12 protein-coding genes are annotated in these 14,780 nt (G+C 40.2%); 1 reads left to right on the top strand and 11 read right to left on the bottom strand.

The window, feature by feature from the left end:
* Positions 1–16: 16 nt before the first annotated feature.
* A complete protein-coding gene (locus tag UYC_RS0126435) occupies positions 17–1,489 on the bottom strand; it encodes a TldD/PmbA family protein (RefSeq protein WP_016874279.1) in 1,473 nt (490 codons plus the stop codon).
* Between the two features lie 878 nt (positions 1,490–2,367).
* Here UYC_RS0126435 and UYC_RS0126430 point away from each other — a divergent pair.
* Positions 2,368–4,269, top strand: coding sequence for a hypothetical protein (locus UYC_RS0126430; RefSeq protein WP_016874280.1), 1,902 nt, complete (start codon positions 2,368–2,370; stop codon positions 4,267–4,269).
* 104 nt (positions 4,270–4,373) lie between these two features.
* On the opposite strand, the gene UYC_RS0126425 is transcribed toward UYC_RS0126430, so the two are convergent.
* The 10 genes from UYC_RS0126425 to UYC_RS0126380 form a co-directional block, all read right to left on the bottom strand.
* Positions 4,374–4,928 (bottom strand): WcaF family extracellular polysaccharide biosynthesis acetyltransferase, encoded by a 555-nt coding sequence (locus UYC_RS0126425; protein WP_016874281.1) that lies wholly within the window; start codon positions 4,926–4,928, stop codon positions 4,374–4,376.
* Positions 4,929–4,945: 17 nt separating this feature from the next.
* The gene (locus tag UYC_RS0126420) at positions 4,946–5,512 is read right to left on the bottom strand and encodes a YdcF family protein (protein ID WP_016874282.1); all 567 of its coding nucleotides are present in this window, start codon (positions 5,510–5,512) and stop codon (positions 4,946–4,948) included.
* A gap of 6 nt (positions 5,513–5,518) precedes the next feature.
* A complete protein-coding gene (locus UYC_RS0126415; RefSeq protein WP_235082930.1) occupies positions 5,519–6,490 on the bottom strand; it encodes an SGNH/GDSL hydrolase family protein in 972 nt (323 codons plus the stop codon).
* A 44-nt stretch (positions 6,491–6,534) separates the two neighbouring features.
* Positions 6,535–7,323: a glycosyltransferase family 2 protein gene (locus UYC_RS0126410; RefSeq protein WP_016874284.1), complete on the bottom strand. Its 789-nt coding sequence runs from the start codon at positions 7,321–7,323 to the stop codon at positions 6,535–6,537.
* Between the two features lie 125 nt (positions 7,324–7,448).
* Positions 7,449–8,660, bottom strand: coding sequence for a glycosyltransferase (locus UYC_RS0126405; RefSeq protein WP_016874285.1), 1,212 nt, complete (start codon positions 8,658–8,660; stop codon positions 7,449–7,451).
* Entirely contained in the window at positions 8,657–9,814 is a 1,158-nt protein-coding gene (locus tag UYC_RS0126400; RefSeq protein ID WP_016874286.1) for a glycosyltransferase, read from the bottom strand. The genes UYC_RS0126405 and UYC_RS0126400 overlap by 4 nt, the downstream gene beginning before the upstream one ends.
* Positions 9,815–9,854: 40 nt before the next feature.
* Positions 9,855–11,267 carry an O-antigen ligase family protein gene (locus UYC_RS0126395; RefSeq protein ID WP_016874287.1) on the bottom strand — a complete coding sequence of 471 codons (1,413 nt, stop codon included), beginning with the start codon at positions 11,265–11,267 and terminating at the stop codon, positions 9,855–9,857.
* Positions 11,264–12,274, bottom strand: coding sequence for a glycosyltransferase family 4 protein (locus tag UYC_RS0126390; RefSeq protein ID WP_016874288.1), 1,011 nt, complete (start codon positions 12,272–12,274; stop codon positions 11,264–11,266). The genes UYC_RS0126395 and UYC_RS0126390 overlap by 4 nt, the downstream gene beginning before the upstream one ends.
* A 164-nt stretch (positions 12,275–12,438) precedes the next feature.
* On the bottom strand, positions 12,439–13,548 hold the full coding sequence (locus tag UYC_RS0126385) for a glycosyltransferase family protein (protein ID WP_016874289.1): 1,110 nt from the start codon (positions 13,546–13,548) through the stop codon (positions 12,439–12,441).
* Positions 13,549–13,571: 23 nt separating this feature from the next.
* Positions 13,572–14,777, bottom strand: coding sequence for a glycosyltransferase family 4 protein (locus UYC_RS0126380; protein ID WP_016874290.1), 1,206 nt, complete (start codon positions 14,775–14,777; stop codon positions 13,572–13,574).
* Positions 14,778–14,780 lie beyond the last annotated feature (3 nt).

The raw sequence follows: 14,780 nt of genomic DNA, 5'->3' as shown, positions 1-14,780 counted from the left end.
TGAAATCCAAAATTATTTAGCGTCCACCAACAGTAATCGAGTCAACTTTAATGTGTGGTTGTCCTACCGTAGTGTAGATACTGCCACTAATAGAGCCACAGAAACCCGGTGCCAAAGATAAATCTTGAGAACACATAGAAATTTTATTCATTATTTCCTTAGCTTCACCGATGAGAATTGCTCCTTTGAGTGGTTTGGTAATTTTGCCGTTTTCAATCAAATAAGCTTCATCTACACCAAAGTTAAATTGCCCAGTAGCACCAACACTGCCGCCGCCCATTTTTTTGCAGTAAATACCTTTATCAACAGAGGCGAATAAATCTTCTGTTGTGTATTCTCCAGGAGCAATGTAAGTGTTACGCATCCGGCTTGCAGCCGCAAATGTAAAACTCTGACGCCGCCCGCTACCTGTTCTGGGGTGCCCGGTGCGCCAGGAACCAGCTCTATCTGCCAAAAAGTTTTTGAGAACGCCTTTTTCAATCAACAAAGTTCTTTGGGCAGGCATACCCTCGTCGTCCATATCAATTGTACCGAAGGCATTTTCTGTCCGTCCTTCGTCCCAAGCAGTTAGGCTTTCGTGGGCAATTTTTTCACCTTTTTTGTCAGCAAATGGGGTGGTTTTGCGTTCAATTTGTGTAGTTTCCAGCAAGTGTCCGCAAGCTTCGTGGAAAATTACCCCGCCAAAGTGATTCGCCATGATAATGGGGTAAGTACCTGATTCCACATAATCGGCATAGAGCATTTTACCTGTCGATTCGGCAAGTTGCTCTGCCGCTTCTTGATAATCCCAGGTTTTGAGGAAATTTGGATCGCTAGTGTTACCACCTCGTTCGCCCATAGAAGCGCGATGGGCACCCTCAGCGCACAGCAAGCTTAATCCCACTGACTGGGTGAGGCGAATATCACGGGCAAAAGTACCATCACTGGCGGCGACTAAAACTTCTTGCCAGTCACGGAAATAGGTGCCACGACGTGATTGGATGTGGCTAGCTTTTTTTTGTAATTGGGCAGTGCTCTCAAGGAGAATTTCTCCCATTTCGCGGATGGAGCTACACAGAGGCAACCAGCTATCTTTGCCTCTTTTGGTGGCATAGTCTCTAAGTAATTCCAGGTTGATTTCTGGGATAAAAGCGTTAGGTGCAGGTAGTTGTAATCCTAAAATAGAAAGACCTTTTTCTAGAGCTGCTTTCAAACCTGCAAACGAAAGGTCATTTGTACTAACATAGCAGTCGCCGTGCCCTTTAAATACTCTGACTCCTGCACCAGTAGAAAGACGCGGTGTAATGCTGGTGATGGTGTCTTCTTCTGCAAGGCAGCTAATATAGTTGACACGCTCTAAAAAAAATTCGATGAAGTCAGCGCCAGCAGCACGCCCTAATCCGAGAAGGGTTGCCAAAGGAGCTTCCCAGGTTTCATCGAATCTTTCTGGGGTGGAAGAGTATTGCAGGGTGGGAAGTTGTTTAGACAGAAGTAAGGTATTTGTGAGCATGAGTAGCCTCTTGGTGCTGGCGTTTCCGGAAACTTTGACTGAAATATCCTGGTGTGATCAGTCTAACAAATCCCTGGAAGCCGCAGATCAAAGCGAGGTGATCGCCCTTTCATAACTCATCAAGCTTAACGCTTCACTCTCGTAATTTTGGAGCCAAACGTTTAGCTCATTGGGATTTTGATGATCTTGATCCCACTGTATAAAATACAACTATTTTTAATAAAAATAGATTGAATCAGCTAAACTTCTGTGCTGTAGTTCGATAATGTTTTTGCTCGCTTTGTAAAGATAAAACTAAGAAAGATTCGATGTTATATAAATATTTTGTAAGTATATCCAAAGCATACTGTGGTAATATTACCTATGTATATAGTTAAACTACCTAAATAACTAAATCCAAAGTGTTACAATGCTGTCATAACAAACGGAAATCATAATTGCTTACTCTGTGTTCTTTGAATCTTTCACGGTCAATTTTCTTTTCCTTGTTATATACGTAAATTTACTGTCAACAGCTTAATAATTTCTAAATTTGTGTACGTAAATTTTCGCACGAAAATTCTCTGAGGGCATTTGCGATCCCCCAGTGCTAAATTAACTCTCGTTGCAATACAACCTCAGTAGCTACTGGAACTTTGTAAACAACTAGCTCAAAATTGCCCCAACTGACAATTTGGCATGAGTTTTACATTGATTAGTCACCTTGCTTTGATTCACTGGATTTAAGGATTTTTAATACCGATTGATGTATTTGCCTTATTCAGCAAAGTTTGGAGGTACTTTTTTGCCAAAAAAATTCAAAGTCCCACCATACCTGTAATTTAGAAATGCGAAGATTAATTAATATAGCGATATCGGTTTTTTTAACCACAGTCTCAATGCAGGTGAGCATACTTCCAACCCAACGGTTTGGCATCACGTTTGCACAAACGCCTGCAAGTGCTGGTATGACATGGAAAGAGCGGATACTTAACGCCGATGGAACGATAAACTGGCAAGAATACACCAAAGTAGCGCAGAATTATCACAAGCGCGAAATGATTGATTACCGTTTCGGTCCGAAATACAGTGACTTTCATGCGACCGAAGAATCATTTCCGCAAGTATATAGTCCCTATAAAGATGGCATTATTCGCATCAACGCTGGCAATTGGTGCCGAGTTGATCCGGGGGAAGACGGCGATCCGGGAGCAGGCTGGATGATGTCAGGTCAGATGCTGTTCTCACCAGATGCGAATGCGCCTTCTGAGTATCAGTTCGGCTCATCAAATATGCGAACTTCCGATGGTGTCCAAAGCTTCACCGACAATGGGTTGTGCTTGAGAATTCGTCCAGAATGGCAGCCTGATTGGTGGAACCGAAATACCATCAGTACTCCAACAACTCCAGCAGTGAAGAAATTTTCCGAGACCTTTGGTAGTTCACTTCCGTTACCCCCAATTGCAACAGCTAGAGGAGTTGGCGGTGCTTCCGTGACTGGGTTTTTAGCCTTCCAGAATGGATTAATAGGAATTAGTGGAACTGGAAATGACCCGTATACTTCCGAAGGGTTCAGCTACATTTCAACACAGTTGCCAAAAGATAAGGTTCCGACGGCGATGGCAGTTACTAACTACAATGAGTTTGTTTTAGTAACAGTCTGGGATACAGCAAACCGCAAGGGACAGGTAGCAGTACTAGCAGTGAAGAACCGCCAAATGGCACAGGAGAAAAGGTTTTACTGGGGAATCCCAGGATGGCCGACTGTGACAGGACTCAAGCTGTTGGGATTTGTGGATCTACCATTTGCTGCACCAAATGCGATCGACGTGACCGTGGCTCTCAGACTTGGAAATCCTCGCGGCTATAGCGACAATGAAAACGACGATTTTAACCTCCAATCAGTGCGTGACACCTGGTATAACGCCCGGTGGGATGCTGCATGGGGAGATGACTACTGGAAGAAGACTGCTCAAGGAGGATATGCAATCGTCAGTTCACGAGCAGAAAATAAGGTTGCATTTATCGACCTGCGTCCCCTGCTACGGTACTACCGTATGATGTATTTGACTACTCAGGAGAAGTTCGACAAAACCAAGAACGAAGGTCAAGCTTCTAATCAATGGCCATATACTTTTAGTCACGCACCTAAGCAAAAGCCTGTTGTATCGAAAGTACTGACTATTGAGCAGCCAACAGCAGTAGCAACAGGAAACTGGTGGAATAGTGTTAGAACTCCAAGGTCAGGATGGAATGGTGAAGAATTCAAGCCTCTTAAGACAGGATATGTAGCCTCAATGGATGGCACTGTGCGGATGTATGATGTTGAGTCACTAATTCTTCCAAGGAGTACTGCTGCTGTTTCTGACACTCCATTGAAGTCGTTCAAAGTTGGTAAAAATCCAGTGCAGATGTTTCATGGATTTACCAGTACATCGGGCGATGACCTATATATCGTCAGTCGTGGCGATCGTAGTATTCACTACACATACTACGATGGTACAGTCAACGCAGTCTTGCGCGATTCTCGTCTCAAAGATCCTGTTAATGTCACAGTGTCGTTAGATCAAGCTGGATACGGCGGGTCTGGGCCGGGTAAGGCGGTGTACGCTAATGTCCTAACAGTGATGGACTTTAACGGAAAACAAGTTGTTAACTACATGGTAGATGACGGACTCAATCCCAACGGTGAGCAGTTGAACTTAGTCGGGCCAAATGGAGAGAAAATGATTTTCCAACACGGTTTTTCTAATCCTGTTAATGGAAATCCGTTTATGTTTTCCTTTGATGAGGTTATTTAGAGTTTCTATTTCATATACACTGAATATACTTTACAGTCATTTCGGTAGGGTGGGTGAGGCATAGCCTTAACCCACCATTAACTAGCTTTGAGGTTAGCTAAGTGTTAGGTGTTTTTGCTAGCCAATTTTCTTGGTTTAATTGGTTGAGCCGGATTACCCATGTAAATTGTCATCGGTTCTAAGGAACAACCAGTTACTCCTCCCAAAGTAAGCACTGCTCCCCTACCAACAGTAACTCCCGGACCAATTACAGCCTTGGCTGCAATCCAACTACTCTCTTGAATGTAAATAGGTGCAGCGATTAGTTTAAAATTAGGATGGCTCCAATCGTGATTTCCTGTGCAGAGATAGACACCTTGAGATAGGCAAACATGACTTTCGATTGTGACAGGAGCAAGATTATCGATCCAAGTATCTTCGCCAATCCACACATGATCTCTGACTATTAATCGCCAAGGAAACTTTACCCGCACTCCCGGTTTAATACGAACGTTTTTACCTATTTGCGCTCCAAAGGTGCGAAGTAGCCAAACTTTAAAAGTGGAAAATACAAGCACACGGCTTTGTAACAAAGGCGACCCTAAAAGATACCACAAAAGTTGCTTCCAGTAGGGTGCACCAGGACTATAAGTACCGACGCTGTAGCAATCTAGATGCATAGTATGGGCAAAGAAGTTTAAAGACTGGCTCCGGTATAACCTGTAAAAATCCAAAGTAGGGAACGTGTAATATCGCGAAGGATAGGGAAGATAGATTCTTTGGGTGTATTTGATGGGACAGACAGGGGGGTAAAGGTGATACCTTGACTGCCAAGGATAAGAACTGCTATGGCCTTAGCTCGCGGCATATGATAGTCAGAGGTGATTAAGTAAAGATGCTGTATTCTCTTGTGCTTAAAATCCAATGTAAGACTAGTAAAATTAGTAACCGTATCAACTGCACGGTAATCCAAGTGAAGACGTTGGCTTGATATTCCTGTGGCTTGAAAAATTTTACGTATTTTGTTAGGAGGTAAGCCAGAAGAAATCCAAATTTCCAGGGATGGATACCAGCGAGCAAATTCGGCAGTAAATTCTTCCCGTTCTCCTAATACAGTACCACCAAGCATCAGAATAGCTTGAGGACGGGGAGCTTGATAGGAAGCGATCGCTAAACGTGCAGGAATAGAAAGCAGCAAACAGAGAAGAAAACTAACTAGAGCAACAATCCAATATTTTTTAATATGGTGATGGAAATTGCTCATGATCCCTCAAGGAGTATGTCCAGGTAACGCTAAAGAACAACCTTGAAATGTTTGCTGAATGCAAAGCCGTTGAAAAATTAAGTTTGCTACCGCTTGATTACCGACTTCATTCAAATGAACTTCATCTCGAAAGTAAGTTGCAACAACATTAGAAGGAAGCTTAGACCAAGCTTCATGAGTATCAAATACTTGTATCTGTAAAGACTTAAGCACTTGCCTAAACTCAGGTTTGTAAGGTGGAGTAGCAGGTTTTGGAATTAAGTCATAACGATTAGGTGTAAAAAGTACATAAATTGGTATTTTTTTGTCTCGCACTAGTTTGACTGCTGCTTTGAAAGCTTCCATGTTTTTTTGAAATTGTTGATCCACTTGTGCAGATGAAATATGAGGAATTTCTTGATTAGAAAATGGGTTGAAGTTAGTGTTTTCTAATATTCGTGGGAGTAGGTAACGATTAACAGCCTCTTGAATTGCTGATAATGGAGGTAGAGTGGGATAGTTGGGGTCATTTCTTACACGTTCACTTGTACTAGTAGGTTGAGTCAAATCATGGCTACCAATTTGCAAAATTACAGCGTCACTATCAAAAGTACCAAACTTTTTTAAATAACCTAAGTGATTGCCAATTCCCCATGAACCAGCAGAAGCATTCAAAACTTCTGTAGGTTGCACTGCAGCTTTTAGTTTAGCTTGTAATTGCTCGGTAATTACTTGTTTTTGATCAATAGGATTGCCACCATTGAGAACTGAGTCTCCAATCATTAAAATCCTCAACGTTTCCTTTGGTTTTTGTAGAGTTATGGGTTTAGAACGCTGAGAATACTGGTTATATTCTATTCTTTTACCAAAGCGAACAACTTTTTGATCAGGTTGAAAACGATAACCTGTATAACTATCAGCTTCGCTCAAAACAGGATTACCTAGTCCAAATAAAAGTCTCAAAGAAATTTCAATAGTTACTAGAGAAACTACGCTCAATATGAATATTATTTTATACTTACGATATTTATGAAATTTTTTCTTCATCTATCATTGTTAACTCGGTTTGGATTCAATTTTTCATATTCAATCAAGCGAATTGATAACAGGATTTCAGCTAGCATTCGCTGAAAAGCATAGTACCAACCTACCCATCCGTCTAAGATTCCTCCTTTGAAAATTAGACAATAAAATAAGATAATAAAGGGAGCAAAAATCTTCTGTCTGCGAATACGATCGCCCAAACTTAATTCATTTACTGGAGTTTCCGAGAATTTCTTAACTTCAACGTTCATATAGCGATCCTGCGCCCATAACCAACGACTTAAGGATTTGCGATCATCATGATTGATATATCCCGAAAGCATTGCTGATTTGCCAGTTAGCTGCAAAAGCTGAGTGTGGCCATCATCTATATAAATTGCCTTGTCTCTACGGAACAGTACTTGTCGAGGGGGAAGTATTGTACCTCTTAGTGGTTTGCCAAAAACGCAATATTTAAATTTAGCAAAGTATCCATTTATCTGGCTATCCACTGGTAAAGCTTCTATTTCAGCAATTAACTCATCTGAAACAATATAATCTGCATCTAGAGATAGCACCCATGGGGAAGTAACTTGCTCTAAACCATAGTTCCACTGCGTTGCGTGAGTATCAAATTTACGCTTGAATATTTGAACTTGAGAGTAAGCAGCGGCAATTTCCAGAGTTTCATCTGTACTGTAACTGTCAATAACAATAATTTGCGATGCCCAAGTGAGCTTTTGAAGAGTACGGTTAATATTAGGTGCCTCGTTGTAAGTGAGAATTAGAGGAGTAATATTTTTAAGCATCAATTTTAGAAAAGCTGTTATGGTTTTCTAGCTTCTGATCTTTTTTCAGAATTACAGCAAGCTTTAGATCATCCCCCACCCGACAACGGAGTTTGGAGCGTTCCGAAAGTGGCGCGCTGAATTGCTCAGAACACAGAAGGTTTAGCTGTCGAGGCGTAGCGAGTATCTTTGTTGAGAATTTTCCTGTAGCTATCAATCATTTGACCAGCAATCTTATCCCAAGTGTATTTCTCCAAGACAAATTGACGAGCACGATCGCCCATCTGTTTAGCTAATTGAGGAGAGTTCATAAAATTATCAAGGGCATTCGCGATCGCTGATACATCCTGTTGTGGAACGTAACCAAGCTTGTGTTGTTCAACCATAGAAGCAAGTGCCACACCAGGAGTGATCAGAACAGGAATACCTGCTGCTAAAGCTTCTAAGACTGCTACACCAAAGTTTTCAGAATAAGAAGTGAGCGCAAATAAATCTGCGCCTTGCATCAATAAACTTTTGCTCTCACCTTCCACAAATCCGGCAACACGGGTGCGATCGCTTAGTCCATGAGAAAGAAGCAGCGATTTAATATGGGCTTCGTAATCCGGGCTTCCACTGCCTGCCAAAATAAAAGTGAAGCGATGATGAGTTAGTTGACTAAGAGCCGAAATCAACAAATCTAATCCCTTTTTTGGATGCAGACGAGACAAAAACAAAATTATAGGTTCGTCTACTGGGATATTGAAGCATTGTCGCAGTTTGTCACGGGCATCGGGAATCTGTTGTGGTAAGGAAAGTCCGAGAGGTAATACAAAACTAGGTACACCCAGTCTTAGTTTAGAAACTTCCTGCTGTTCCTGTTCGGAGGTAAAGTGTATACCCCGACAGTCATTCAGGTTCGCCTGTTCAATCAACTGCAAGTAAATTTGCTTTTTACGCGTACTTTGTTGTAAAGACCACTCGCATAATAAACCGTGTGGACTAACAATATAAGGTAGATTTTGCAGGCGGGCGATCGCCATTGCAATAGTAGATGGGTAGGAAAAAAGGGCATGAACGTGTACAAGATCGTACTGGGACATATTCTGCCACAGCCATTGTGTTAACTGCCAAGAAAAGGCGTATTCTCTAACAGGTTTGACAGTTGGTGAAAAGCGATTAAAAAACCAGACAGGTGCTTTCTGATATTCAATCCGCTGTTGTAGAGGAACATTAAGCAAGGCATCGCCGTTGTCGTTGGTGGTGGCAATTTCAGCATCGACATTGTTTACTTGCAATGCTCGAACCATATCTAAAACAGCTTGGCTAGTACCACCCCGTACCTTAGGAACAGAAGGAGTAACGTGGAGAATTCTCATGAATTAGATCCGATAGGTGATATTTTCATGAGTTCAACAAGGGTTTGTTTAAATTGTGCAAATCCGAAGGTATCAATCACCTTCTGGCGTAAAGCTTCAGGATTATAAATTAAAGGATTAGGATATGTGCCTTGCAAAATTTGGATGAGAACTTCAGCAATCTGATTTACATCATCTGGATTAATCAAAGCTCCTAGTTTGCCGTGACAAAGTGCATCAATCGCACCATCCTGGTTTCCTCCCAAAGTCGGTTTACCACAACTCAAGGCTTCTAGATAAACAATACCAAATCCTTCGCCTTTGCTGGGCATTGCAAACGCATCACATAAGTTATAGTGAGCAACAAGTTCTTGATCGGGAATAAATCCGGTGAGAGTTACATAATCTTGCAAGTTGAGACTTTGCACAAGTTGCTCAATTCGATGACGATCATCGCCTTTGCCTACTATCAAATAGTGAATGTTGGGAATTTGCTGCCGAATTTGTGGCAATGCTCGAATTACTTGGTCATATCCTTTGTAGCCATCATCACGAGCTAGTCGAGCTACAGTTAAGATGATCGGCTGATCTGGAGCTAAACCGTATCGTTCTAGTAGGAATTTTGGTTTGGGAGCAATTTCAAATCGACTAGCATCGAAAGTTACAGGCAACAGTGAAATTTGATTGGGATCTAGGTTTTGTTCTTTGAGTAGGCGATCGCTTGTATATCCACTAATTGAGACAATTTTTGCTGCAGTCTTTAAAGCTTTCTGTTTAATTGGATCTTTAACATCCCAAGCATCAACGCCGTAAACCAATATCCAGTAAGGAATACGTGTTAATAGATGAATCCAATAAGCAACAGGAGCAAAGTTTAAATGACCTGCGATAATTAAATTGGGTCGTTCAACTAATGCACCTGTCAAGAGACTCCAAGCAAAATGTATAGTTTGTAAATAATTAGGTGTACTTCCATAATATTTGAATGAGATATTGTGCCCATTCATACTTTCTTCGTTTTTACCTTGATCGAGCTTGTTATAAACTTTAATTTTCCATTCTGGAAACTGCTCACCTAATCCTTGCAATACATCCTGTAGATAAACCTGTATACCTCCCTTAAAATCAAATAAATTTGGGAACCACAGATGTAGTATTTTGCTATTGTTTTTCATATGTATTTATCAATTTTATTTACGCAATCAAATAATCAATTTAATTCTGCTTGTCTATAGCTTCTCTATGGGCAGTAAACATAGATAAACATTGATTGTCATAAATGTTTTTTATTTCTAAACAAGGTAACAAAAATATAAAACCACTTAAAAACCAGTAATAAACGTTAGCCACTGGATGAACAACAACCTGACCAGGTAGCAACTGTAAATGAATGAGCAAAGCAATCAATGCCATGTCTTTTAGGTAAGGACTCTGGAGTTTTCGATATACGAACCAAAGCGCTACCAAAAGAGAAATACGCATTCCATACCACAATATAAGACCCACTAACCCAATTTCAAGAGTGACACGGTATATTTCAGATTCAGCAGGTGGAGGATTTAAACCAGCAGGCAAGGAAAAAATGTTTCTTAGAGCCTGATTTCCTGACTGGGTTGCACCAGTACCATACCCATCAAAAAAAGACTTGCTGGAGGAATCAGATTGAATGTAAACAGTAGCTCCAAATCGCTCGGAAAATTCTTTTGAAGTAGTTTTACGACTGGAAAAGGCATCAATTGCTGGAGCAAACCAAATAGGCAGTATAATCATTACTATCACAGCAGGAATAGCAAATTTTCTGAGTGATTTCACAATTGTTGCCCAATTATCAAAACTCTTGACACCAAGATAACCTAATAAAATTAGGCTACAATATACAATTACTCCACGAGAGCCTGTCATAAATAAATTAGCTATCATCAAGAACAGTTCTAAGAAAGTAAGAGCTTTCCAGACAAAGTGAGTTTTTTTCTGCTCTATGATAAATGGGAGTAAAAAGCCAAAACAAACTACTAAATAGCTTGTATAAATATTATTAAACGCAAATGTACTAGATATCCGAATTTTACTGTCTCCAAATTGAAGCGCTTCAGCCGCTTCTGCTCCTCCTGGAGCAATATTGATAAAACTAGAAGGCGGACTATAAAATTGAAAAATTCCCAGAACACAAACTGGAATTAAACACAAAAGATAGTTGCGTACAAATTGATAAAAGTCTTTTTCCGAATCAAAAAGATAAGGAATTAACCACATCAAGGGGACATACAAGATATAACGGCTAAGACCAAATATGCCAATGATTGGCGACCCCAAATCAGGATTAAAAGACTGAAAAAATAGCCATGTTGAAGCAAGAGCAAAAAATATATGAGCAATAGAAATGTACTTATTTGTAATCAGGGGATATTTTTTGTAAGTAAAAATAAAAAATTTAAGATAAGCACAAATCAAAATAACATCTTTCAAAAGATAAATTAAATTACTAGCTTGGGGTAAAATCCACTTTCGTAAAGCGCCATCAATAATAACTAAAAATAATACTATCTTCACTAACTGCCGCCAATTTAGATTAGTGACGGCAAGAACTGAAATGAATAGAAAAGGTAGAGCAAAAAATATTAAATTCATTGCGCTATTCTTTCCATAACTTGGAGATATGCTTTAGCAACATAATCTTTACGATGTCTTGCCAAATGAATTTCTCGATTTGCTCGATACATCTCTAGTTTGGCATGATTGCGAAGTAGATCGGCTAAAATCTGAGTCAAAGCTTCTATATTTCCATTTGGAAATGTCATTCCACATGGGCCTATGGCATCTTTCAATCCACCTTGTGCTGAACCAACTACCATGCAGCCACAGGCAATTCCTTCTAAAGCAACAATGCCAAATGGCTCCTGCCATTGAGAGGGTACAACCAAAATTTTGTGAGAATTCAGCAGTCGAGCTAGAGCTTCTCCAACCTGAGTACCTACAAACTTAACTTGATCTACAATTCCAAGAGTTTGTACTTGCTTTCTAAGATTAGGTTCTTCTGGCCCTTGACCAATAATTGTTAAGTTGGGTTGTAAATTCTGCTGCTTAAGTAGTGCTAGTGAGTTGAGAAGTAAATCAACTCCTTTATCTGAAACTAAACGGCCAAGAAAAACTAAATCTTGGTTGCGGTTAACTTCTGGGATTTCGTAAAACACATCATCACGGTAGGAGTTGGGAATAACTGTAACAGGAACTGGAAGTAGGGCAGCGATCGCCTCACTAGGTGCAATGTTAGTAGCAAAGCGTGTTATCCAGTGCTTCAGCGCCGTTTGCCAGGTTATTTTAGTTCCTGGATATCGATACCATGTTTGATGTGTAACTACCAAAGGTTTTCTAAGAAGTAAAGCAGGCCAAATTGCTTTTAGGCTTATGCAACCATGAAAGCACAAATCGCACCAACGAGTTAAGTTTAGGAATTGATTAATTGTGGGACAGCGAATTACTTCAAACGGGAAATTGTCAGTTTGGTCTGTAACGGTATGTGTAACCAGCTTGACATGATGACCGTGGAAGGTAAACTCGTGGGCTAAAGCAGATATAATCGCTTCTAAACCACCTATACTTGGATAAAATACAGATGAATATATTAAAATTTTCATAAAACTTAATTTGGATAATTTAAAAGCTGTGGAGGCTACAGGCAAAACCAAATTTATTAAATTTACTCAAGAAAAAAGGGATTAGAATTGCTCTAATACGATATCAATCAAATTCCTAAAAAATACTTGTAGTTTATGGAAATTCAGTCATAAGTATCAGTCGGTTACTTGTGCTGCACATCAACAAGAGATTTTTCAAGCAAGTTTGCAAAACATTTCGCTTGAGTAGTTAAATTATGGTCTTGATACCATTTATAGGCATTTTTAGCGATCGCGTCTCCTAAAAATAAGTTCAATTCTTCAGTTTGGCGATCTACTAACCAATAATGCTTGTTTTCCTCTAATCCATCCTGCTCTTTTCCCCAAGCGTAATAGCTTGTGCCAACTGGAATAACACAATGAGCACAATAGGCAGCGAATATAGTTGAGCGGGTTAAAAAGTCAAGAGGATAGTTGAAAAAACCTACCCATGAATTTTGAAGGATAGCACTTACTTTTTCCGCAGATTGTTGCCCTAACGTCACTACAGGAATATTATTAATTTCAGGTATTAATAGATTTAGCGGCGGGCCGATATCAATAATTTCCTGAATATTTAGTTCTCGACAAACACGTTTGAGAGCAGATACCGATTGTTCATAAACTTTTAATCGATTCCCAGCGCCACCAAAAACCACTAGCTGTTGCTTTCGATCAGCTAGCGGTAATATTTTTTCTGGCTCACCAACATTTGAAAAAACGGGCAAAATAGGAATTTGCTGGTTTTTACCTGGACAAAGTTTGTGCAGTACCTTTGCGTACTCAGGCTTGTTAGTAATAACGCGATCGCTAATACTGACAAGACGAGCCACAAGATACTTTTGCACTGGTTCGGTCCAGAATCCACTACTCCAAATCGGGTAACCAGCAGCGTAAAGTTCATGGAACATGGTAACTAAAGTACCTTTACTCTCCTTGATTTGCCATTGCCGCAGCCCGTCTACCAACCAAAAAGGACAACCTCGTGGAGCATAACCATAACCTACATAATGTAGGAGTATCTTAGTAGAGGAAGAAAATTCTGCTAAGACGGAAGTCAAGGCTTTTGCTGAACGCTCGTTAACTCTTTTAATGGGAAAATCTTCTACCTCTGTAGCTCCATTCCAATTGGGATCGCCCACTACAAAGTAAGTTGCAATCCCAAAGTCTTGACGTAATTGCCTGGCTAATGCTAGTGCATAATCACCGACTCCGGTAGTAAATGGAGGCAATCGTGGCACAATCTGGACAATCATCTGACGAGATTAATTCTTGTTAGTTATCGTTGTAACAAAATTTGCTTGAATAAAGCTTGCAATTTTTCACGGTAAAGTTTAGAAGTAAATTGTTGGGAAAATTTTGCTGCTATTTCACTTAGACTTGCACAATACTCTCGATTGTCTCGCAATATTAAAAGTTTTTTGGCGATCGCTTCAGCATTCATAATTGGCACTCGCCAGCTCTCATCTGGAACAGGAACGCCACAGTTTTCGCTAACAATCACAGGTAAACCACAAGCCATTGCTTCCATTGCCACCCAGCCAAAGGTATCAACCAAAGAAGGTAAGACCAAGACATCCGACTGCCAATAATATTCTCGCAATTGGGCTTTGGTCATACTTGGTACATAATTAAATTTGCCTTCTGCTTTGTTCAAAAAATCATTGATTTCTGAGGTTTTGGAACCGATCAAAGTCAGTTGTACATCTGAACCACATAACTCAGTTGCCCGTAATAAGTAGGGGACTCCTTTACGTAAAGAAAGCCCGCCTACAAATAATACACGCAATACGTTAGGATTTTTATTAATTGGTGCTGGTGGAGGGTAAAAAATACTTGTATCTGCCCATAATGTGATTGTTGCCAATTTTTCAGGAGAAAAGCCTGCTTCTAAAAAACTCCGCTTCTGAGGTTCGGAAATTAGAAGTAAAAAATCTGCAAGTTCAAATTCTCGTAGTTTTTGTTTTCGCCAAGTTGGAGTATCTATAGTTTCAGGAACTGAGATACTCAAATCTGATGCAGCCTCAGCTATAACTCTATCCAAAAAATCTGGATGTACTTGATGGCAGTCTAAAAGAGTTTTTATTCCGCGCTCCTGAGCAATTTCTAAAGACCGTAAAGCACAAGTTTCTCCTCCTACAAATAAACAACTATCAACTTTTTTCAGCTGTTGAGCCGCCCAAACATCAAATGCATTGTTAGTATCTTCCCAAACTTCAGGAACAAGAGTTCCTTTAGAAAACTTTTTAATCAATTGGAGTAAAAAAGGCCAAGGATATTCGGTTACTCGTTTAGTATCAAGTTCTGGTCGCCACCGATTAACCAAGCGATCGCGTCCAAAAATTTTGGTAAATAAAGCGCCCCACTTACCTGGTGCATCAATTAAGGAGCAGAAAAAGTGATCCAGACATCCTAATTCTTGAGCAGCTAGGGCAACTTGATACATTTGGTGAACGCCACTATAAGCAATAGTAATTCCAGCCAAAAT

Source organism: Chlorogloeopsis fritschii PCC 6912 (genome assembly GCF_000317285.1).
Lineage (GTDB): Bacteria > Cyanobacteriota > Cyanobacteriia > Cyanobacteriales > Nostocaceae > Chlorogloeopsis > Chlorogloeopsis fritschii.
Note: the sequence above shows the minus strand (reverse complement) of the source record. Positions and strands in the feature narration are given on the sequence as shown.